20 protein-coding genes are annotated in these 20,681 nt (G+C 69.0%); 11 read left to right on the plus strand and 9 right to left on the minus strand.

Going from position 1 to position 20,681, the window contains the following annotated elements:
* Window positions 1-74: 74 nt before the first annotated feature.
* The 3 genes from FBZ33_RS07895 (at window position 75) to FBZ33_RS07905 (ending at window position 2,561) form a co-directional block, all read left to right on the plus strand.
* Window positions 75-824, plus strand: coding sequence for an alpha/beta hydrolase (locus FBZ33_RS07895; protein WP_255508759.1), 750 nt, complete (start codon window positions 75-77; stop codon window positions 822-824).
* A 67-nt stretch (window positions 825-891) separates the two neighbouring features.
* Window positions 892-1,275 carry a VOC family protein gene (locus FBZ33_RS07900; RefSeq protein ID WP_141908536.1) on the plus strand — a complete coding sequence of 128 codons (384 nt, stop codon included), beginning with the start codon at window positions 892-894 and terminating at the stop codon, window positions 1,273-1,275.
* A gap of 275 nt (window positions 1,276-1,550) precedes the next feature.
* Window positions 1,551-2,561, plus strand: a complete 1,011-nt coding sequence (locus FBZ33_RS07905; RefSeq protein WP_141908537.1) for a mechanosensitive ion channel family protein — start codon at window positions 1,551-1,553, stop codon at window positions 2,559-2,561.
* A gap of 20 nt (window positions 2,562-2,581) precedes the next feature.
* Here FBZ33_RS07905 and FBZ33_RS07910 read toward each other — a convergent pair whose 3' ends face one another.
* On the minus strand, window positions 2,582-3,634 hold the full coding sequence (locus FBZ33_RS07910) for a hypothetical protein (RefSeq protein ID WP_255508760.1): 1,053 nt from the start codon (window positions 3,632-3,634) through the stop codon (window positions 2,582-2,584).
* A 490-nt stretch (window positions 3,635-4,124) separates the two neighbouring features.
* Here FBZ33_RS07910 and FBZ33_RS07915 point away from each other — a divergent pair, with 490 nt between their 5' ends.
* Together FBZ33_RS07915 and FBZ33_RS07920 are read left to right on the plus strand one after the other, a co-directional pair.
* Window positions 4,125-4,595, plus strand: coding sequence for an SRPBCC family protein (locus FBZ33_RS07915; protein ID WP_255508761.1), 471 nt, complete (start codon window positions 4,125-4,127; stop codon window positions 4,593-4,595).
* Between the two features lie 77 nt (window positions 4,596-4,672).
* A complete protein-coding gene (locus tag FBZ33_RS07920) occupies window positions 4,673-5,296 on the plus strand; it encodes an HIT family protein (RefSeq protein ID WP_141908539.1) in 624 nt (207 codons plus the stop codon).
* Here the strand turns inward: FBZ33_RS07920 and FBZ33_RS07925 are convergent.
* Both FBZ33_RS07925 and FBZ33_RS07930 read right to left on the minus strand, forming a co-directional pair.
* Entirely contained in the window at window positions 5,293-6,111 is an 819-nt protein-coding gene (locus tag FBZ33_RS07925; RefSeq protein WP_141908540.1) for an MOSC domain-containing protein, read from the minus strand. The genes FBZ33_RS07920 and FBZ33_RS07925 overlap by 4 nt on opposite strands.
* Window positions 6,112-6,165: 54 nt before the next feature.
* Window positions 6,166-7,020: a phosphotransferase gene (locus FBZ33_RS07930; protein ID WP_221629439.1), complete on the minus strand. Its 855-nt coding sequence runs from the start codon at window positions 7,018-7,020 to the stop codon at window positions 6,166-6,168.
* Between the two features lie 83 nt (window positions 7,021-7,103).
* Between FBZ33_RS07930 and FBZ33_RS32650 the strand changes: the two genes are divergently transcribed.
* Together FBZ33_RS32650 and FBZ33_RS07935 are read left to right on the plus strand one after the other, a co-directional pair.
* Entirely contained in the window at window positions 7,104-7,250 is a 147-nt protein-coding gene (locus FBZ33_RS32650) for a hypothetical protein (RefSeq protein WP_172861983.1), read from the plus strand.
* 191 nt (window positions 7,251-7,441) lie between these two features.
* Window positions 7,442-8,185: a VOC family protein gene (locus FBZ33_RS07935; protein ID WP_185755245.1), complete on the plus strand. Its 744-nt coding sequence runs from the start codon at window positions 7,442-7,444 to the stop codon at window positions 8,183-8,185.
* A 59-nt stretch (window positions 8,186-8,244) separates the two neighbouring features.
* Here the strand turns inward: FBZ33_RS07935 and FBZ33_RS07940 are convergent, their stop codons facing one another.
* The gene (locus FBZ33_RS07940) at window positions 8,245-8,847 is read right to left on the minus strand and encodes a bifunctional 2-polyprenyl-6-hydroxyphenol methylase/3-demethylubiquinol 3-O-methyltransferase UbiG (protein WP_185755246.1); all 603 of its coding nucleotides are present in this window, start codon (window positions 8,845-8,847) and stop codon (window positions 8,245-8,247) included.
* Window positions 8,848-8,944: 97 nt separating this feature from the next.
* Here FBZ33_RS07940 and FBZ33_RS07945 point away from each other — a divergent pair, with 97 nt between their 5' ends.
* Entirely contained in the window at window positions 8,945-9,172 is a 228-nt protein-coding gene (locus FBZ33_RS07945) for a hypothetical protein (protein ID WP_141908544.1), read from the plus strand.
* A gap of 138 nt (window positions 9,173-9,310) precedes the next feature.
* The gene (locus FBZ33_RS07950) at window positions 9,311-10,324 is read left to right on the plus strand and encodes a LacI family DNA-binding transcriptional regulator (RefSeq protein WP_141908545.1); all 1,014 of its coding nucleotides are present in this window, start codon (window positions 9,311-9,313) and stop codon (window positions 10,322-10,324) included.
* Between the two features lie 7 nt (window positions 10,325-10,331).
* Here FBZ33_RS07950 and FBZ33_RS07955 read toward each other — a convergent pair whose 3' ends face one another.
* The 4 genes from FBZ33_RS07955 to FBZ33_RS07970 are packed head-to-tail and all read right to left on the minus strand — an operon-like array spanning window position 10,332 to window position 15,149.
* Window positions 10,332-12,044: an amylo-alpha-1,6-glucosidase gene (locus FBZ33_RS07955; protein ID WP_141908546.1), complete on the minus strand. Its 1,713-nt coding sequence runs from the start codon at window positions 12,042-12,044 to the stop codon at window positions 10,332-10,334.
* 55 nt (window positions 12,045-12,099) lie between these two features.
* Window positions 12,100-12,924, minus strand: coding sequence for a carbohydrate ABC transporter permease (locus tag FBZ33_RS07960; RefSeq protein ID WP_141908547.1), 825 nt, complete (start codon window positions 12,922-12,924; stop codon window positions 12,100-12,102).
* On the minus strand, window positions 12,921-13,883 hold the full coding sequence (locus FBZ33_RS07965) for a carbohydrate ABC transporter permease (protein ID WP_255508762.1): 963 nt from the start codon (window positions 13,881-13,883) through the stop codon (window positions 12,921-12,923). The genes FBZ33_RS07960 and FBZ33_RS07965 overlap by 4 nt, the downstream gene beginning before the upstream one ends.
* A 27-nt stretch (window positions 13,884-13,910) precedes the next feature.
* Window positions 13,911-15,149, minus strand: coding sequence for an extracellular solute-binding protein (locus FBZ33_RS07970; protein ID WP_141908549.1), 1,239 nt, complete (start codon window positions 15,147-15,149; stop codon window positions 13,911-13,913).
* A 297-nt stretch (window positions 15,150-15,446) separates the two neighbouring features.
* Between FBZ33_RS07970 and FBZ33_RS07975 the strand changes: the two genes are divergently transcribed.
* Together FBZ33_RS07975 and FBZ33_RS07980 are read left to right on the plus strand one after the other, a co-directional pair.
* Window positions 15,447-17,282 carry an RICIN domain-containing protein gene (locus tag FBZ33_RS07975; RefSeq protein ID WP_141908550.1) on the plus strand — a complete coding sequence of 612 codons (1,836 nt, stop codon included), beginning with the start codon at window positions 15,447-15,449 and terminating at the stop codon, window positions 17,280-17,282.
* Between the two features lie 193 nt (window positions 17,283-17,475).
* Window positions 17,476-19,050, plus strand: coding sequence for an arabinofuranosidase catalytic domain-containing protein (locus tag FBZ33_RS07980; RefSeq protein ID WP_221629440.1), 1,575 nt, complete (start codon window positions 17,476-17,478; stop codon window positions 19,048-19,050).
* Between the two features lie 77 nt (window positions 19,051-19,127).
* Here FBZ33_RS07980 and FBZ33_RS07985 read toward each other — a convergent pair whose 3' ends face one another.
* Window positions 19,128-20,453: a PHB depolymerase family esterase gene (locus FBZ33_RS07985; RefSeq protein ID WP_185755247.1), complete on the minus strand. Its 1,326-nt coding sequence runs from the start codon at window positions 20,451-20,453 to the stop codon at window positions 19,128-19,130.
* Between the last annotated feature and the right edge of the window lie 228 nt (window positions 20,454-20,681).

Below are 20,681 nucleotides of genomic sequence, written 5' to 3' on the forward strand. Positions count from 1 at the left end.
CTGGGTGCTGCACCGTTCCCACAGCCGAAACTGCGGGCCGGTACGACGGCCGCCAGCTCGGAAGGAATGCCGCGATGAACGCTGCATCTGACATGTCCGCCCAGGACGCTGGGATGCCCACCATCGTGCTTGTTCATGGCGCATTCGCCGACTCGTCGAGTTGGAACGGAGTGATCGCTCACCTCAAGGGTCGGGGCTATCCGGTCATCGCCGTCGCGAACCCGCTCCGCGGTGTGCACAAGGACGCGGCGTACGTTCGATCTGTCGTAGACACCGTGTCCGGCCGGGTCGTGATGGCCGCTCATTCATACGGCGGATCAGTGATGACCGAGGCTGCCGATGGTGCCTCCAACGTCAAGGCTCTGGTGTACGTCGCCAGCGTGAGCCCGGACGTCGGCGAGAGCGTGGCCGACCTGGTCACGAAGTTCCCGGGAAGCGCGCTCCTCACTTCCGTCAAGATGGTGCCGTACCCCCTCGACGAGGGCGGCACGTCCATGGAGCAGTACATCTATCAGGAGAAATTCCCTGCGGTTTTCGCCGCCGACGTCGACCCCGACACCGCTGAGCTGATGGCGGTGACGCAGCGGCCGCCCACCGAGGCCGCCCAGACGGAGAGCGTGACCAGGGCCGCCTGGAAGACGATCCCGTCCTGGACCCTGATCACCACCCAGGACATGGGGATTCCGCCGGACCTCCAGCGCTTCCTGGCCAAGCGGGCCGGCTCCACGACGGTTGAGATTGAGGCGTCCCACGCCGTGGCGGTCTCTCAACCCGGCCCGGTCGCAGACCTCATCGACACCGCCGCCCGCGCCACCACGCGCTAGGTGTTCGTTCCGACTGGTCGGACTGCGCTGGCCGTGCCTGCTGGGAGCAACAGGGTACGTTGGCGCGGTGGGCACTCTTTGGACCCTGGGATGTGATGCCGACGATCCCCAGCGGATCGCTGCTTTCTGGGCGTTGGCCCTCGGCTATGTCAATGAGCCCGGCTTTGACGAGCCCGACAACGCGTCCATCGTCGACCCGGACGGCCGGGGCCCCGCCATTGCGTTTCTCAAGGTGCCCGAGGGCAAGTCTGCCAAGAATCGCATGCACATCGACATCCGAGTCGCCGGTCCGGGCGCCGGTGACATGGCCGAGCGCACCCTGTTGATCCGGCAGAAAGTGCCCGATCTGGTCGCCGCCGGTGCGACGGTGGTCCGCGAGGAGTGGCACGGCGATGTCCTCGGGCACGTCGTCATGCTCGACCCCGAGGGCAACGAGTTCTGCGTCGCTTGAGGCCATGATCAGGGCCCATTCCGCAACCGGGTCTGTCGTTGTCCGTTACTGCGTGGGCCTACTCACCGGCATCTCATGGATCTCGGGAAACCAGGCGCAGGGTGTGACACGTCCTGCACAGTCACCGACGACGACCGACCCGGGGATCCGGCATGCGGTTCACCAATGGTTGTCGATGTTGGCTGCCCACGATCGGACCGGATGGCACCCTGGGCACGTGGACAGGGCAGGGAGCCGGGGGAAGCTGGCATCGGGATTGCGGTGAACGTCCTCTGATGCGTACCGCGATGATCGTAGTGGTCGCGCTGGCGGCGGTAGTGATCGTGGACCTGATCTTTGGCCTGCTGGTCCGCCGCGTAGCCCGTGGCCGTTACCGGTGGTTGCTGGAGCCGCTGCGGCAAGCCTGCCGCCGCCCGGCGGCAGCCGTCCTATTGGCCGCGGCGTTGCACTACGCGCTGCCGTTGGGACCGGCCGGGTGGCAACGTCATCTGCGGCACGTGGTCCTGGTGGCTTTGATCGTGGCCGGGGCCTGGCTGGTGATCAAGGCGTTGCACGTCGCCGAGGCGCTCGCGTTCAGCCGACTGCCCGGCGATGTGGCCACCAGCCGGCGGGTCCGGCGGGCTCGGACGCAGATCCGCCCCGTGCGGCGGCTCACCGTCGCCGTGGTCACGATCGTCGCGATCGGCCTGATCCTGATCACCTTCCGGCCGGTACGCCTCTTCGGTATCTCCGTGCTGACGTCGGCAGGAGTGGTCGGCGCACTGATCGGCCTCTCCGCCCGAACCGCGCTCGGCAACGCGTTCGCCGGCATCCAGGTCGCCTTCGCCGACGGTCTGCATGTCGACGACGTGCTGGTGGTGGACGGCGAATGGGGCCGAGTCGAAGAGGTGAAGCTGACCAACGTGGTGATCCGGCTCTGGGACGAGCGGACGCTCATTCTGCCAACCACGTATTTTACCGAGCGGCCGTTCCAGAACTGGACCCGGAACGTGTCCCGGGTCGTCGGCAAAATCCAGATCCATGTCGACCACACCGCCGACCTGGACGACCTGCGCCGCGAGGCGCGCCGGCTGGTCGAGTCCTCACCGTTGTGGGATCGCAGCCAGTGGGTGCTCCAGATGGTCGACTCCACCCCTCAGACGGCGGTCATCCAGGTGCAGGCCTCGGCCGCCGACGGCGCCAGCGCCTGGGACCTGCGCTGCGACCTGCGCGAGGGGCTCGTCGCGTACCTGCGCGACCATCATCCCCAGTGGCTGCCGCGCACGCGCAGTCAGTACCAGCCCTGACCCGCAGACCACGCGCCCACTCACCTCCTACTGTGGGGTTGCCCGTCTTTCTCGTCCCGCCAGCCATCGGGTTCGGGGTGGTAGCCGTAAGCGGCAGCCCGGACTGTTTCCTCGTTCTCCAGCCCCGAGCCGATCGCGCCGCCGACGGTGGCCAGCGAGCTGGTGATCCAGGCGAGCGTCAGATAGTCGGTGACGTTGACTGGCCGCTGCAAGACCTGTTCCAGCACCGATGTGTCGATCAGCAGCGCCCCGACGAGCACCGTTCCAGCGAACAGCACCACGTAGGACAGCCCCGTCGCCAGAGCGAGGGTGAGGATCGTACCCAGGTTGAACAGCCGTGACAGCTCAGCCGGTGTCTCCCGGTCCGGTTTCTCCCACAGGTTGTGCGCGACGATCAGCCAGGTCACCAACGCCGACAGCCCGAGAAGCATGATCACCGCGAGCCGGAGTCCGCCGAGGGCATCGCCCATCTGCCAAATGGTGTCCGTGGTGAGCGCGAACGCGGCCGTGCCGAACGCGCCGACCAGCAGCTTGGACAGGCCCAGCAGGGCTCGCCCCGGGCGGTTGGCTCGGACCATGCCGGTCAACAGCCGCACCCGGCCGATGAACCGCGAGGCGACGTAGCTTCGTTCCCCGGCGTCGGCCTCGCCGACCATCCGGTGGATGGCGGGAACCCTGCTCGCCATCTCGGGCGGTGCCCAGCCGGCCTGCGGCACCCGCTGGTCCGAAGCATCGCTCAGCAGCCGGCTCACCAGATTCGGAACGGCCGCGCGGGCCGCTCGTAGCTGATTCAGTCCCAGCGCGGGCAGGGACACCACCGCGACTCGCCGCCGAGCGGAGGTCTGCGCGACCAGCGGCGCCCGCTCGACATGCAGCGGCAGGTCGGTCAGGCAGATTGCGACGTCCCACTGGTCTTCGGCACGCCGCCGAGCAAGATCGTCGAGCAGCGCCTCGACACCACCGTCGCGGCGCGGCGCCACCTCGCCCCAGCCTTCCCGGACAGTCCACCGCACGTCCGCGTTCACCCGCTCGCGGAGCCCGCCGGCCAGCTCGGCGGTGAGCCGCGCGGCCACCCGGGCCGGATGATCCGGCGGGGTCGCCACCAGCCCGACGACGATCTGCGGGCGGTGCTCTTCACTGTGGGTCATCGCTGCTCCTCACCGCTAGCCGGGCTCGTCGCCGTCCGTCGTCACCAACGCCAGCTGGGGAGTAGGCCATGAACCCTTGCAGCGCCCGGCTCGACGACCGCGGCGGCGGACGGCAGTGGGGCACGCCGATCAGCACGTCCTGAGAAGCGAGTGCTTTCCAGTGTCGACCGTCGGGGTGCAGCAGAACTTTGGTCCTGCCGTCATCACGGCAGCGAAGTTCTGGTAAACCGTTGCCTTTATCTGCACGTCCCTCGCGGAAATTCCACGCACTGCCGATCCACGCCCCTGGCGTTCACATCGTCGCAGACGGTTCCGATCCTCAAGGCCGGTTTGCGCCAGGTATGCGCTCGTGCCGCCGACCGGGCGTCACGAGCGGCCGGGGGAAACGCTCACCACGTTGCTCTAAGCTGCCGACGTGCCGGTGTTGATCGAGATCGTGTCCGTCATCGACGCTGCCCCGGACGTGGTGTTCGACCTGGAACTCGATGTGGACGTGCACGCCGCGTCCCTGCGCGGCAGCCAGGAGACGGCCACCACCAGCACCGGACGTCGTCTCCTCACGCTCGGGGACGAGGTCACCTTCCGCGCTCGCCATCTGGGTCTGCGCTGGTGCATGACCAGCCGGATCACCGTCTATGAACGGCCCCACCGCTTCGTTGACGAGCAGACACGGGGTCCTTTCAGCGCCTTCCGTCATGAGCACCACTTCCAGGGCCTCGACGGCGGTGGGACGCGGATGACCGACCGCGTGACGATGAGCGCACCCTGGGGGCCGCTGGGAGCGGTGGGCGTCCGGGTGCTGGTCGCGCCGTATCTGCGACGCCTGCTGAGGCAGCGGGCAGCGCACATCAGGTCCTTGGCGGAAGGCCACGACCGTCGGACGTGACGACGCCGGGTGGCGTGTCGTGACCGTCCTGAGAGCCTGTCGATCACGGGGATTCCTCCCGGGCTAGTCTTCGCCGCATGGCTTTGCGACCGGACGAGTTCTACGACCACGCAATCGCCGCCGCGGACAGCGAGCGTCGGCTTCCGTTGGCACGGATGACGGGCTGGGAGATCAGTCCCTTCGAGCCGGACGGGTTGCGCGTAACGCCCCTGCGCCCGCCGGTGCTCCCGGAGCTCCCGCGCCACGGTGAGGACCCGTCGGACTGTGACGCGTGCCGCGACCGGGACAAGGGCATCTGGTGGAACGACCACTGGCGACTGGCCCGGATCTCGGGCGTGGGCGTCCCGCTCGTACTCATGCTGCATCCGCGTGACCACTACGACATGGCGGACCTGCCGGACGAGCTGGCCGCCGAACTGGGGCTGTTGGGCACCCGCATCGTTCGCCACATGCAGGCGCTGCCGCACATCTCGCGGGCTCACCTGTATCGCATCGGCGATGGTGGCGCCCACCTGCACATCTGGTTCTTCGCCCGGCCCGAAGGGCAGGCCCAGTTCTTTGGGTCGTGGCTGCCCGTCTGGGACGACCTGCTGCCGGAGTATCCGGCCGACGTCGCAGAGGCCGACGCTGAGATCGTGGCGGAGGCGCTGCTCGCGTCCCACGGAGGCCACCGGCCGTCCACGGATCGAACGGGGTCCTAGCGGACGCGCTGCCCCAGGCGGAGTCGGCCTGGTTGGACGACATCGGCGTACGTCCCGAAGCAGGCGGCGTGCCCGAGCCCGGCGACCGGGACGCGGTAGTGCCGAGCCAGGGCGCTCAGCACCGAGCGGTCCGCCGGCAGGTCGGCCTGGGGCAGGCCGGGAATGACGCACCTCGGGGTGGGCAGGGTAACCCGGAGCACGACGTCGCCCAGACGTAGCTCCTGCCCCGGTTCCGGGTCACCGGGTGCGTCGATGACCAGGTTCGGTCGAAAGCGCGCCGCGGCCACACTGGCGCCTCCGGTGCGCTGGCCCAGCAGATCCAGCGCACCGGTGGTCACGATGTGGACGGCGCCGAAATCGACGAACCGGCCGACCCGTTCGGTGCCCGCGATCGTCGTGATGGTTTCCTGGCCGGGCCGGGTGCCGCTCATCCAGTCCGGCACCATGCCGACCTCGTCGGGCAACGTCCGGTGCAGCCGCGCGTCAGGCGGCAGCTCCCGGCTCAGCCGCACCGGGCGGCCCAGGTGCCTGCTCAGTGCGGCATCTGCCGCAGCGCTGCCGGCTCGCAGGGAGGTGCCGTCGACGTTCAGCGTCACCGTCGTCTCGGCGCCGTCGACGTGTGTCGTGGCGGCGACACCGCACAGGCGACCCCATCGTCGTGGATGTTTTGCGCTGCCCACCGTCCCGTCCAGGCGATCGATGCAGGCCCACGCCCGATCGCCGCGCAGACCGGTCGGCTCGACCTCGACCGCCGTGAGTGCCTCGCCTTGAGCGCTCTTGAGCGGGTAGCGCCGGAGCATGACAACCGAACTCATGACGACCATGCTGCCCGATCACCGCTGGTACGGCAGGGACAGCACGGGTTGTCGTCATGCCCGGGAGGACGAGAGCGCTTCCGCGATCATTCGATGGCCCTGCGCTTCGAATGGTTCGTCGCCCACGCGGTGGGCCCAGACGGCCGTGCCTATCGCCGCGCGGACCCGGTCACGGTGCCATGCACCCGCATCGCGCGGATCCGGCCCGTACCCGTCGAGGAACGCCGGTTCGAGGTTCGGGTTGCGGTTGAAGTCCTGGACGGCGAGCCGGGCGAAATCCGTGGACGCGGGACGCATTGCCGCACGGCCGAAGTCGATGATGCCCACGACGTCGTGGTGGACAATCCAGTTTCGGGGCTGCCAGTCCCCATGGGTGGGCACCAGGGTCGCGGGTGGTGTCGACCAGGTCCCGATCTCGGCTCGTAGGCGCTCCGCGGTGGCCGCGGCGATCCGGTGTGGTTGGCGCAGCCACGCCAGTGACTTCTCGTTCTCGCGCCTCTCGTAGTCGTCGTCCACGACGACACTCTGCGCGTGCAGCAGGGCCAGCAACTCGCCCGCCTGCCGATACACGGCGGGGTCGTCGGCGTGCGCGCTGCCCAGCACCAGCTCACCGGGCAGGTACCGGGTGACGAGGACCTTCGCGTCCGCGCTGCCGTGCACCAGGGCAGGCGCGCGTCCCCGGCTGGTCCAGGGGTGCAACCAGTTGAGGTGGGCATGGAGTTCTCGTTGGATGTGGTGGTCGTCAGGGCCGGCGGCTTTGACGATGAATCGTGACCCGGCGTGGGTCATTTCGACGACGGTGGTCGTCGTCAGGCCCCAACTGTGGTCTCTCTCGACGATCGCGTTCGGCAGCCACCGGTCCACCAACGCCCGCTGCTGGGCAGAGAGGTTCCCGAGCGCAGAGGTCACGGCCGAAATGATACGACTGAGCGCGGTGGCTCTCCGGGGGTTACAGTCAGCCGCCATCAATCCCCATGATCGAGGAGAGCCCCATGTCGATCCAGGCATTTCTTTACATCGTCGCCGTCATTCTCATCGTGCTCGCTGCCCTGCCCCTGCCCACCCGGGGCGTCTCACTCGCGCTTCTGGGTGCGGCGTGCGCCCTGCTCGCCTACGCCTGGCCGGTGATCACCAACTGACGTGAGGGGCGGGTCGTCGTCGCGGCCGGTGGCCGGCAGTAACAAACTGCCGCCTGCCCGCCGTGTGCGATGTCGCGGCGCGGTGCTGCGCGGCGCGGTGCTGCGCGGCGGAGAGCAAGCCCTCCTCCGGTACGCGCACCAGGACGTTAATGCCTTTGTCGCCCTGCCTGGGCGGTGTCTAGGGTCTGGTGATGCGTTCGCGACTGCTGGCAGTGACCGTCGAGGCGGACGACCCGGCTCGTGCGGCCCAGTTCTGGTCCGCTCTGCTCGGCCGGGAGGTCTTCGAGGACGCCGTCGGTGCGCTCCTGCCGGGCGAGGACGCCCAGCTTGCTCTTCGGTTCGTTCCGGGCCGCGCTGGTCAGCTCGGCGCGAACCGCATGCACCTGCACCTGACCAGCGCTGATCTCGACGAGCAGCAGCACACGGTGGCGGCGGCGTTGAAGCTGGGTGGCCGCCACCTCGACGTTGGGCAACGACCCGAGGAGAGGCACGTCGTCCTGGTCGACCCCGCGGGCTACGCGTTCTGCGTGATCGAGCCGGGCAACGCCTACCTCGCCGGATGCGGCTTCCTCGGTGAGCTTACCTGCGACGGCACCCGGGACGTCGGCCTGTTCTGGAGCAACGTGCTGGGCTGGCCGCTGGTGTGGGACCAGGACGAGGAGACCGCGATCCAGTCACCACGCGGCGGCACCAAGATCGCATGGGCGGGCTCGCCGGTGGCCCCGAGAACCGAGCCGAACCGGCAGCGTTTCGAACTGGTCCCGGCCGCTGGGGACCAGCAGGCGACGGTCGACGAGCTGGTCTCGTTAGGCGCCACCCGACTCGATGTCGCTCAGGACGGCGCAGTCGTGCTGGCGGACCCGGACGGCAACGAGTTCTGCGTCAGGCCGGCGCACCACAGCTCTGCCGCATCGCCTGCTGCGGCACCTCAATGAGATGGCGTGACGCAGGGGCCTCCCCGCCCTTGCACGGCTGAGCACGAAGGGCTCGACCTTCACACCGCGATCGCCGCGATGGCGGCATGCGGTCGCTGGTCGCCTTCTCGCGGTCGCTCCAGGCGCTCGACCTCCTTGAAGCCGGCCCGGCTGAGTCGCTCGGAGATCTCGTCCAGGGGCCAGCGGTAGGCGGTGACCACCTTGTGGTCGAAGGCGCCGACCTCGTCGGCGACGAACACGCCCAGCACCACCGTCCCGGCCGAGGCGATCGCTCGCCGGAACTCGTTGAGGACGCCGTCCAGCTCCTGCGGCGGCAGATGGATCGTCGAGTACCACGCGAGGATGCCGTCGAGGGAGCCGCTGGCGACGTCGAGGTTCTCCAGCGACCCGAGCTGGAACTCGACGTCCGGGTGGGCGGCCCGCGCGTGGGCGAGGAACTCGGTTACCAGGTCGATCCCCGCCGCGTCGACGCCCAGCGAACGCAGGTAACCGGTGAGATGGCCGGGGCCACACCCCAGATCGAGCACCCTGCCCGCCCGAGTCCCCAGATGCCGGCCGATGAACGAGAGGTCGGCCGGGTTCACCTGCTCGCGGCTGCCGAACAGCCCGATGTACAGCTCCGAGACGGACGCGTATGCCTGCCGGACCTTGTCCCTGTCCACCCGGGCACTATACGGCCCACCGGAGCGGGTGGGTCCGCCCTCGGCGTTGGCTGCCCCCGCCCGTTTGTCGGACTGGCATGCCGGGCACAGAAAGACCATGACGAATGAACGGGTCAAGTCTGTCGGCGGCTACTTCATGCGATTTCTCGGCGGAGTGGCAGTCATCATCGGCATTCTGGCGGTCTTCTCCAGTCTGGCCGAGGGCAATCTCGTCGGGATCGTCCTCGGCGTCGTCTTCGTTGCCGGCGGGTCGTACATGCTCAAGCGCTCAGGAGGGGCCAGTCAGGCCCGCGGTGCGGCATCGACGTCAGGCAGCACCCGCTGACGCTCGAACGGGTCGTCGCTCGTGCCGGCTCCGCACACCTCGCAGAGCCGGCACGGTTGTCGAGCGTCCGGTGGATATGCTCGTCAGCGCAGCCTGGTGCGTCCCGTGTCGGGGCAAGATTCGATTCGAGGGCGGTCTATGAACATCGGGGAGATCGCTCGCCGGGCCGGGGTTTCCCGCAGCACCGTGTCCTACGTGCTGAGCGGAAAACGGACGGTGTCGGAGGCGACCCGGCAACGGATCCAGGCGGTCATCGACGAGCTGGACTATCGGCCGAACGCCAGCGCCCGCGCGTTGAAGGAGGGCCGCACCCGCACCCTCGGGCTGGTGATCCCTCCGGCGAGCCAACGGTTGACCGACATGCAGTTGGGCTTCGTCGCCAGCGTCGTCGAGGCGGCCGCTCGCCACGACCTCGATGTGCTGCTGTCGCCGTCCGGTGGCGACCACGACCGGTCGTTCGAGCGGATCGTCACCGGGCGTCGGGTCGACGGCGTGGTGCTCATGGAGATACGCCTGGAGGACGAGCGGGTAACTCGGCTGACGAAGGCCGGCCTGCCGTTCGTCACGATCGGGCGGACGGCCGAACCACACGGCATGAGCTGGATCGACATCGACTACGCCGGGTTGATCGCCCGGTGCGTGCACCACCTGGCCGATCTGGGGCACCGGCAGGTGGCCCTCGTGAACCGCTCCGCCGAGCTGGTCGCCGCGGGTTACGGCCCCAGCCATCGGGCGCTGGCCGGGTTCCGGGCGGCTGCCGAGGAACGAGGCCTGACCGGTGTGGAGGTCTGCTGCGGCGACGACACGGCCTCCGGCGAGGCGTGCGTCGAGCAGCTGCTCGTGACGCACCCGGCCGTCACGGCGGTGGCCACCATCAACGAGGCAGCGCTGCCCGGAATGCAGCGCGCGTTGACCGGCGCCGGGTTGTCCGTGCCCGGCGACTTCTCCGTCACCGGCGTCGCTGCCCAGCACTGGGCGGAGGATTTCCGCCCACCGTTGACCGCTGCCGACGTGCCGATGGTCGAGATGGGCGCCGAGGCGGTGTCGCTGCTTCTGGAGAACATCGCCGAGCGCGGGGCCGTGCCACGACACCGGCTATACAGCCCGCCCATCTCGTTGCGCTCCAGCACCGGCCCGGTCCGGGCCCGCTGATCCCGCCCTAGCCTCCCGTTGCCCGCCGTTGCTCCTGCGCGGCGGCGAGGATGAGATAGCTGCTGGCGGTCCAGGTGTAGGCGCGGTCGCGCAGCCCGGCTCCGGTCTCGGCGTCGAAGTTCTCCGCGAACCCGGACTTCTCACACAGGGCGAGGAATCGTCGACTGATGTCGTCGGCCATCCGGCTCTGGCCGGCCCGCCGCAGACCGTCCTCGACCAGAACGGTGGCGGGCGCCCAGATTGGCCCGCGCCAGTAGCCGTCGGCGACGTAGTGAGCCGAATCCGTCGGTTCGGTGGCCAGCCCGTGGGTGGTCAGGTGGGTTTCGACGCCCCGCGCCAGCGCTGCCGCGACCGGTGCCGGCAGGTCGGCCCCGAGCGCGATGGGCATCAGGTCGAGCAGGCTGCGGCTGGCCCTCCGTCGGCCGGTGCGGGGGCTGCGGGCGGTGAAGCGTTCGCCGTCCCACAGGTCCCGTAGCAGGGCCGCGCAGATCCGGTCGGCCTCCCGGGACCACGGCTCGGCCGGCTCGCCCAGCTCGGTGGCGAGGTCCGCGAGGCAGCGGAGCTGCGAGACCAGGAACGCGGCGAGGTCGGCCGTCTGGAGGACCCGGCCGGCGTCGAAGGTGGTCGCGTTGTCCCAGCCGCTGTCATTGCCGTGCTGGTAGTGGGGCAGGTCCTGGCCGGGGGCTCGACGGGCGTCGAGCCAGAAGCGGGTCCAGCGGGCAAGCCGGTCGTATGTCTGCGCCAGCGCCGCCCGGTCCGGTGGCTGGGGAAGTCGTCGGCGCAGGTGTCGCAGGGCCCAGCCGTGGATGGGGGGCTTGACGTAGTTGTGCAGGACCTCGGAGTGGGTGACCGAGTCGGGCAGCGCGCCGGCCTCGTCCTGGTGGTCGAAGGGCAGATGGAACTGGTGCCAGGCCAGCTCCGGCGCACCGGCGGCCAGGGCGATCGCGTTGAAGCAGTGGTCCCAGCTCCAGACCTTGTCCATCCAGTGCTTGGACATCAGGACCGCCGGTCGGGTGACGAAGCCCGCCGGGGCGACGGTGGCTGACCACAGGACGTACGCGGCCAGCTCGGCGGCCGGGGTCTCCGCACCGCGCCACGGCGCGATCGCGTCGACGAACGCGGTGAACTCAGCGGTCCGGTCCCGGCGCAACTGCTCGAAGGTGACCGATCCGGCGTACGGGCGGCGGGCGGTGGCGAACTCCTCGACCGCGATCTCCCAGGGCTGGTCGCCCGGCAGGTCCAGTGAGCGGTCGGCGGTGCCGAGCGCCTCCGCGCCGTCGGTCCGCGCGAGAGTGCCCGAGAGCACCGTGACCCGGTAGCGGCGACCCGTCTCGTACGAGGTGAACACGTGTGACCCGTCGAGCGGGTCCAGGTACAGGTAGGTGCCGCTGAACGGTGTGAGGGTGCGCGCGGCGGCGGCCACCCGCAGACCGAGCCCTCGGCCCCGGATCCGCAGGGTGTCCGGTCCGTCGTAGACGGCCTCGATCCGACCGGTGCCGTCACGCCAGGTCAGCAGCGCGGGTGTGGCGACGACAGTGGTGCCGGCGACCGTGGGGGACAGGCGCAGCACCGGATGCATCCCCGTCTGGTGGGAGACCAGGTGCAGGTCCTCGGCGTACGTCTTCTCGGCTACCACCGGGGAGATGTTGAACCAGGAACCGCGGTAGCTGAACGGGATGTCCTGGATTGCGAACTCCGGACCGGACGGGGCGACGGTCATGGGTGGCGGGTGCCTTTCTGTGGTGCGGGTGGTGAATCCTCGACCGCGTGGGTGGTCAGTCCTTGACGGCGCCGGCGGTCACGCCCATCGAGACGTACCGCTGGGCCAGGATCAGCAGCGCGGCCGCCGGGATGGAGGCGACGACGGCGGTGGCCATGATGGCGTTCCACTGCTGGTTGTTGTTGCCGATGTAGTGGTAGATGCCGAGGGTGATCGGCTGGTGGTCGCCGCCGCCGGCGAGGGTCGAGGCGAAGATGAAGTCCGACCAGGACCACAGGAACGCGAACAGCGACACCGTGACGATCGAGTTGCGGCTCACCGGCAGCACGACCGACCAGAAGGTCCGCAGCCGGCCAGCGCCGTCGACCACGGCCGCCTGGAGCAGCTCGTCGGGAATTCCGGACATGAAGGCCGTGAAGATCAGTACGCCGAACGGCACCGCGAGTGTCGTGTCGGCCAGGATCAGGCCGGGCAGCGTGTTGAGGATGCCGAGGGTGAGATAGATGGCGTAGAAGCCCATCGCCATGATGATCCCCGGGATCATCTGCGCGATCAGCAGCACGAAGCTCAGCGCCGGGCCGCCGGGCGGCCGGAGCTTCGCCAGCGCGTACCCGGCGGGAGCGGCCAGCGCCACGGTCAGCACCACAGTGCCGAGGCCGACCAGGAAGCTGGTCCCGAGGTACGGCAGTTGCTGGTCGAGCACCGCCCGGTAGCCGTCCAACGTGCCGTTGGTCGGGATCAGGTGCGGGGGACTGGCCCGCATGTCCCGGTCCCGGGTGAACGACACGTTGATCATCCAGTAGACGGGGAAGAGCATTAGCCCGGTCAGCACCAGACCGACACCGGTCTTCCACCAGGCCCGAGGCGTTGATGTGGTCATCGTAGGTGCTGCCTTCGCTCGATCCAGATGTAGACGAGCCCGGCGATCAGGGCCATCACGATGAGCAGGTTGCCGACGGCCGCGCCCGGGCCGAACTCGGGCAGGAGGTTGCCGAAGCCGAGGCGGTACGACCAGGTCGCGAGCGTGGCCGAGGAGCCGGTCGGCCCGCCTCTGGTCATGATCCAGACGATGTCGAAGACCTTCAGTGTGTAGATCAACCCCAGCAACAGCGTGATCGCGGAGACGGGGCGCAGCAACGGGAAGGTGATCGACCAGAACCGCTGCCATCCCGTCGCGCCGTCGAGCGCCGACGCCTCGTACATCTCGGTGGGGATCGCCTGTAGGCCGCTGTAGAGCACCACCAGGTTGAACGGGATGCCGATCCAGATGTTCGCGATGATCACCGAGGTAAGCGACCAGCCCGGCGAGGTGAGCCAGTTGACCGGGTTGATGCCGACGACACCGAGCGCGGCGTTGACCAGCCCCGAGTCGCTGTTGAGCAGCCACGACCAGGTCGACGCCGACACGATCAGTGGCAGCAGCCACGGTACGAGGATCAGCGCCCGCAGCGTGCGCGACAGCGGGAAGTGCTGGTGGAAGAAGAGGGCCAGGGCCATGCCGATGGTGAACTGGAAGGCGAGCGACGCGGCGGTGAAGACCACTGTGTGCGTCAGCGTCGGCCCGAAGGCCGGGTCGGTCAGCACGGTCCGGTAGTTGTCCAGGCCGGCGAAGGGTGCGCCGCCCTGCACGAACGAGCGGACGGTGTACTCGCGCAGGCTGAGCTCGACGTTGCGGTAGAGCGGGTAGGCGTAGAAGGCCAACAGGTAGATGGTGACGGGTGCCAGGAAGCCCCATGCCGGCCATCGGCTGCGCCGGCGGGCACGGGACGGGGGAGGCCCGGGTGGGGTGGCCTTCGCCGCCCCACCCTGGTCTCGTGCGGTGGTGGAGCTCTGTGTCATCGGGGGCATGGTGTCGGTTCGGCGTGCTTACCTGGTCGTGGCGGCGGCCTGCGCGGCGGTCAGCGCCTCGCGCGGCGACTTCCCGCCGCTGAGCGCCGCCTGCACCGCGGTCCACAGCGATTCGGAGATCTTCGGATACTTCGTGCCGAGGTTGTCGCCGGTGCGGCCTTTGGCCGCTCGGACCGCCTCGACCCACACCTTGAGCTTGGGGTCGGCGGTGGCCTGTCGATCCTGGACGGCGGCGACGGGCGCGACGTAGGAGAGCGTGGTGTCGGTGGTGAGGAGGTTGTCGGCGTTGGTCAGGCAGGCGACGAGCTTCTGCGACGTGTCGTACCGACCGGTGTTCTTCTGCACCGGGATGGAGACGAACTCACCGCCGGTGGGCGCGGGGGCCGGGCCACCCGCGCTGGCCGGGATCGCGATGGTGCCGTACGAGAAACCGAGCTTCTCCGCGTTGGCCAGCTGCCAGGTGCCGTTCTCGGCGAACGCGTAGTCGCCGGTGGCGAACTCCTGCCAACTCGTGGTCTGGGTGTTGTTGATGACGGAGTTGGGGGCGTGGCCCTGCTTGAGCCAGTCCGCCCAGAGCGTCAGCGCGGACACCGCCTGCGGCGAGTCCAGAGTGGTCAGTTGGGCTCCCGATCCCCAGAACCAGGGCAGGAACTGGAAGCTGCCCTCCTCGGTGCCGATGGCCGAGAACGTGATGCCCTTCTTTCCCTTGGCCTTGACCGTGGTCAGCGCCGCGGTCAGGGACGTCCAGTCCTTGATCGTGGCCGGGTCGACGTCGGCGGCGGTCAGCAGATCCTTGTTGTAGTAGAGGGCAAGTGTGTTCGCCCCGATCGGCACTCCGTACGTCCTGCCCTCGCTCTGGCCGGCGCCGAGCAGGTTCTTCTCCATGGCCGAGACGTCCAGCTTGTTGTCGTCGGTGGTGGTGAGGGCGCCGGCCTCGGCCAGTGTCGAGATCACCGGGTTGTCCACGATCAGCACGTCCGGCGAGTTGCCCTGCTGGGCGGCGAGCAGCGCCTTGTTGGTCAGGTCGGTGGTGTCGTAGCCGGTCCGCTCGATCGTCGCCCCGGCGGAGGTGCCGCACTTCTTGAGCAGCGTGACCCAGTCGGAGTCGTCGGCGAACTGCGGGTACGGGTCCCAGACGACGTAGGCGCCGCCTTCGGCGGGGTCGTCGGTGGACGACGAGCAGGCGCTGCCCGCCGCTGCGGCGAGCGCCATCACGACAACGGCGGCCAGGCGCCGCCGACGACTGAGTCCTGTCATGTGTTGCCTCACTTCAAGTCGATCGTCAGGTGGGGTGTGCGGGTGACCGTCGCGGGTCGGACCCAGTCCGACCATGAGGCGAACCGATTCGCCGAATCGGTTCGCCCGAAGATAGGTCTGTCCACACCTGCGGGTCAAGGGATCGGCCAGCCCATCGGGGACCTGGGCGGAAACGCCAGCTTCATCGGGTCTTCACTTCATTGACACAGATCAGTCCCCGGTCCTACGATCCGTGCGAATCGATTCGCAAGTGCTGCCTCCGGAGAGCGTCCCCCGCGCCCCACCAAGGAGCCGCCCGTGAAAACCCCGTCCTGCGGCAGGTCAGGCCGAGCCCGTGCGCTCGTCGCCCGACTCGTGGTCGGCCTGCTCGCCGCCGCTGCCGCCGTAACCGTCGTCCCGTCCCCGGCCCAGGCAGCGAACGAGTCGATCAGCGTCGACTTCTCCACGACCAGCGGCACGCCGACCTACCGTGCGTCCGGCTGGATCTACGGCATGACCGAGAACGCCAGCGGCCCGGCCGACCACTTCTACCGAGACGTCAAGTTCCAGTACATGCGCGCCGGTGGCGCACAGCTTCCCGGCAGCGGCTGGGTCGGTGGCACCTACGACCGGCGGTGGAACTCCACAGTCGCCCAGGCCCATCGGACCACGGCCCTCGGTGGGAAGTTCATCATCCTGCCGCACGACCTCTGGGGCGCCGACGGTGCCGGTATCTCCCGCTTCCCTGGCGACAACGGCAACTGGACCGACTACGACAACTTCCTGACCCGACTCATCAGCGACGTCCGGGCGTCCGGGCTGTCCGTGCAGTGGGACATCTGGAACGAACCCAACATCACCATCTTCTGGAACCGCCCGATCTCGCAGTACCTCGAACTGTGGCGCCGCACCTACCAGCGCATCCGAGCGGAGTTCCCCAGCCAGCTCATCGTCGGGCCGAGCTGCGCCTGCGTGCCGTCGACGACGCACACCTTCTGGAACCAGTACCTGGACTTCGTCCGCTCGACCAACACGGTGCCGGACATCATCAGCTGGCATTCGCTGCCGGGTGACCCGGTCGCCAACGTCGCCGCCGCCAACGCCACCCTCGACCCGCGCGGCATCGCCCACCCGCGGCCGTACCAGATCAACGAGTACGGCGCCCCCGACGAGCAGAACCCGGCCGACGGCGCCTGGTACATCGCGCGCCTGGAGCGGGCCCGGGCGGACGGCCTCCGGGCGAACTGGGCCAGCGGCGGCAGCCTGCACAACGACCTCGGCAACCTGCTGATCCGCAACTCGGCCGGTCAGCACCAGCCCAGGGGCGAGTGGTGGGCCTACCGCTACTACGCCTCCCAGGCCGGGCAGATCGTCGCGGTGACCCCCAGCCAGTCCTACGACGCGTACGCCACCAGGGCGACCGGCGCGGCGAAGGTGCTGGTCGGTGGTGGTCGTACCACCGGGAACCTGACAGTCAACCTGCAACGCCTGGACGCCACCAGCGGCATCGTGCAGAACAACCAGGTCCGGGTCCTCACCCAGCGCATTCCCCACAACGGCGGCGGCGCCGTGCAGGGGCCGATCACCGTCTCGAACAGCGTGGTCGGCGTCTCCAACAACAACGTCACAGTGACAGTGCCGTACGCCAACCAGACCGACACCTACACGGTCACCCTGCTGCCGCCTATGGACGGCGGCTTCCAGTCGGTGGCGGTGGCCCAGCACTCGCAGCAGTGCCTGGACAACCCCAACCTGAGCACCGCCGACGGCACGGTCCAGCAGCAGTTCTACTGCGAGGGCGGTGATCAGCAGCTCTGGAACTTCCGCCCGGTCGCCGGGGTGGCCAACACCTACACGGTGGTCAACCAGCAGAGCGGCAAGTGCCTCGACGTCAGTGGCGTGTCCACCGCCGACGGCGCGGCCGTGCACCAGTGGACCTGCCTGAACGGCACCAACCAGCAGTTCACCCTGCGCAAGGTGACCTACTCGGGCAACGACTCGCACGACTACCAACTCGTCGCCCGGCACAGCGGCAAGTGCGTCGACGTCAGCACGGTTTCCACGGCGGCGCGGGCGCCGGTCCACCAGTGGACCTGCATCGGAGCCGGCCAGGGCAACCCGCTGAACCAGACGTGGCGGGTCCTGGGCCGGTAGGCGTCTCGGGGGAGGTGAGGCGCTGGCTGTCCGCCCACCGGCCAGCGCCTCGCCAGAGACGCACATTTATTGACATGAATTCAACAAAGGTCATACGATTCGCTGCGAATCGATTCGCCATCACCGCCGCCGTGACCACCGCCCTGGCGCGTCGACAATCCCCCACGCCCTCACGACTCCGAGGAGCAACCTCGTGCGAACCCCGTCCCCCGGTGGGCCAGGTAAAGCCCCCGAACTCATCCCGAGGCGCCATCGCGCCCGACGCCTGACCGCCCTGGCCGGCGCGCTGGTCGGCGTTCTCGTCGGCATCGGCGCCACCCCCGGCGCCCCCTCGCCGACCGCCGAGGCAGCCGCTGCGGCACCGCTGGCGGCAGCCATCGAGCCGGGGCAGAGCACCCCGATCATCGGTACGGCGTCCGGCCGCTGCCTCGAAGTGCCCAACTCCAGCACCACCAACGGCACCCAGACGCAACTGTGGGACTGCAACGGCGCTGCCGGCCAGACCTGGACCTGGACGTCGACCAGACAACTCCAGGTGTACGGCAACAAGTGCCTGGACGCCTCCGGCCGAGGCACCACCAACGGCACCCAGGCGATCATCTGGGACTGCAACGGCCAGAACAACCAGCAGTGGAACGTCAACAGCAACGGCACCGTCACCGGCGTGCAGTCCGGGCTGTGCCTCGACGCCAACGGCGCCGCCACCGCGAACGGCACGAAGATCATCCTCTGGGCCTGCAACGGCGGCACCAACCAGCAGTGGGCCTCGCCGACGACTCCGCCTCCGACCAACCCGCCGACCGGTTCACGCCCGTGCGACATCTACGCCTCCGGCGGCACCCCGTGCATCGCGGCGCACAGCACGACGCGGGCGCTCTACGAGGCGTACGCCGGCAACCTCTACCAGGTCCGGCGTTCGTCGGACAACACGACCCGCAACATCGGGCTCACGGGTACGGGTGGCACCGCCAACGCGGCGACCCAGGACTCGTTCTGCTCCGGCACGACCTGCGTGATCACTGTCGTCTTCGACCAGTCCGGGCGCGGCAACGACCTCTGGTATCAGGGGTCGAGCGTGGTTCCGGGGTCACCGCAGAGCAGGCCGGCGACCGCGACGTCGGAGTCCCTGACGGTGGGCGGCGCCAAGGCGTACTCGCTCTACATTAACCCCGGCAACAGCTACTGGCGCGACGGCCACCTGACCGGGGTGCCCACCGGCGCGGCTCCCGAGGGCATGTACATGGTGACCAGCGGCACGCACGTCAACAGCGGCTGCTGTTTCGACTACGGCAACAGCGAGACGACGAGGAAGGCCGACGCCGCCGGGGCGATGGACGCCATCAACTTCGGTACGCAGTGCTGGTTCGGCGGCTGCTCGGGCAGTGGCCCCTGGGTGCAGGCCGACCTGGAGTGGGGTCTGTTCCCCGGCGGAAGCAGCTCCTGGAACCCGAACCAGCGCGCCTTCACCAGCAAGTTCGTGACCGCGACACTCAAGAACAACGGCGTGAGCCGCTTTGCCATCAAGGGCAGCAACGCTCAGTCCGGCAGCCTCTACACGCTCTGGGACGGCTCGCTCCCGCCGGGATACAGCCCGATGAGGAAGCAGGGCGCGATCATCCTGGGCAGTGGCGGTGACTGCTGCAAGCCCGACGGCGGCGCGAACCTGAGCGCCGGCACCTTCTACGAGGGGGCCATGGTCGCCGGCTATCCGTCCGACGCCACCGAGAACGCCGTGCAGGCCAACGTGGTGACCGCGGGTTACCGCTGACCATGCCGGAACGACCCGTGCGCCGGTCACCACCTGAGTGGTGACCGGCGCACGGACTCGTCGGGCGTCGGCTGGTGTCAGGAGACCGCGCAGGACGCGCCGTTGAGGGTGACCGCGCTGGGCTTGGCGGTGTTACCAGAGTGCGTGGCCTGGAAGCCGATAGTCACCGACCCGTTGGCGGGGATGCCGGCGTTGTAGGCGACGTTCTTGGCAGTCACCTGCCCGGAGCTCGGGGAGTAGGAGGCGTTCCAACCTGAGGTGATGGTCTGCCCGGAGGGCAGGGTGAAGACCAGGGACCAGCCGTTGACGGCGGTGGTGCCGGTGTTGGTGACGGTGATGTTCTCGGTCAGGCCGGTGTTCCAGGCGTTGATGGCGACTGTCACACCGCAGGTGCCGGGAGCCGGCGGCGGTGTGGTCGGCGGCGGCGGCGGCGTCGTCGGGGGCGGGGTGGTCGGGGGTGGCGTCGTCGGGTTGGTCAGGCCGAAGAACTGGATGGCGGACGCGGCCATGCCGCTGGAGGGCAGGCTGTGCCCGGCGCCCTGGATGCTGTACGCCTCGACCTGGACGGTGCCGCTGGTGTCGGCGTACCTCCGCCGGTTCCAGTTGGCCTGGGGAGTGTCGGTGGAGGTCGGTGTCTGGCTCAGCCCGAACACGTTGGTCCACTGCTCGATCGTCTCGGTCAACAACGAGTACGGCACGAGGGTGTCGTTGGTGCCGTGCCACAGCTGCACGCGCGGGCGGGGGCCGGAATAGCCGGGGTACGCCTGGCGCACCGCGTCACCCCACTGCTGCGGGGTCCGGTTCATGGCACCGCCGGTGCACTGACTGCTGGTGGGCGGGAAGTCCGCCGCGTTGGCGAAGCAGTTGTACGGCACCCCCATGAACGCCGCGCCGGCCTTGAACAGGTCGGGATAGAGGGCGAGCATGTGGTTGGTCATCATGCCGCCGGACGAGCTGCCGGTGGCGTAGACGCGGTCCGGGTCGGCGGCGTACTGCTGTTGGACGTGCCGGACCATCGAGACGATCGACACCGGGTCGCTGCCACCGCCGCGGCGCTTGGCAGTGTCCGACCAGACGTCGAAGCAGTTGCCGAAGCCGGCCTGCTGGGTCGCGGACGGGTAGATCACGATGAACCCGTACCGGTCGGCGAGGCTGGCGAACTCGCTGCCGGAATAGAAGCCGGGGCCCGACCCGCCGCAGCCGTGCATGGCCACCACGGTGGCCGGCCTGGCCGGGCGGTTGTCCGGCACGTAGACGTGCATTCGCATCCGGCCCGGGTTGTCGCCGAAGCTGGTCACCTCGGTCAGCGACGCCGCGTACGCGGGTCGGATCGCGGGGACCACCAGGCCGGCAGCCACCAGTGTCATGGCGAGGGCGAGTAGCAGTTTCCTTCTGGTTCTCAACGAACGACTCCTTCGGTTGCCTGTGCAGGCTGGGATTGGCTGCGCGGTCCGCTGGCGGGGACGCCCGGCTCCCGCGGGTGATCGCGCGATGCCCGCTGTCTGTGACTCGCCCTGCCCGGCTCCGGACGGCATCGTGTGGCAATTAGTGTTCCCCGGGGACCGACAAGTGTCAATCGAAGCTTCTCTATCGAGGGCGGCTACCGCGACCCGGCTCGGCGGCGGTCCGTC

Origin of the sequence: Micromonospora sp. A202 (assembly GCF_006715105.1) — a bacterium.
Classification (GTDB): Bacteria; Actinomycetota; Actinomycetes; order Mycobacteriales; family Micromonosporaceae; genus Micromonospora; species Micromonospora zamorensis.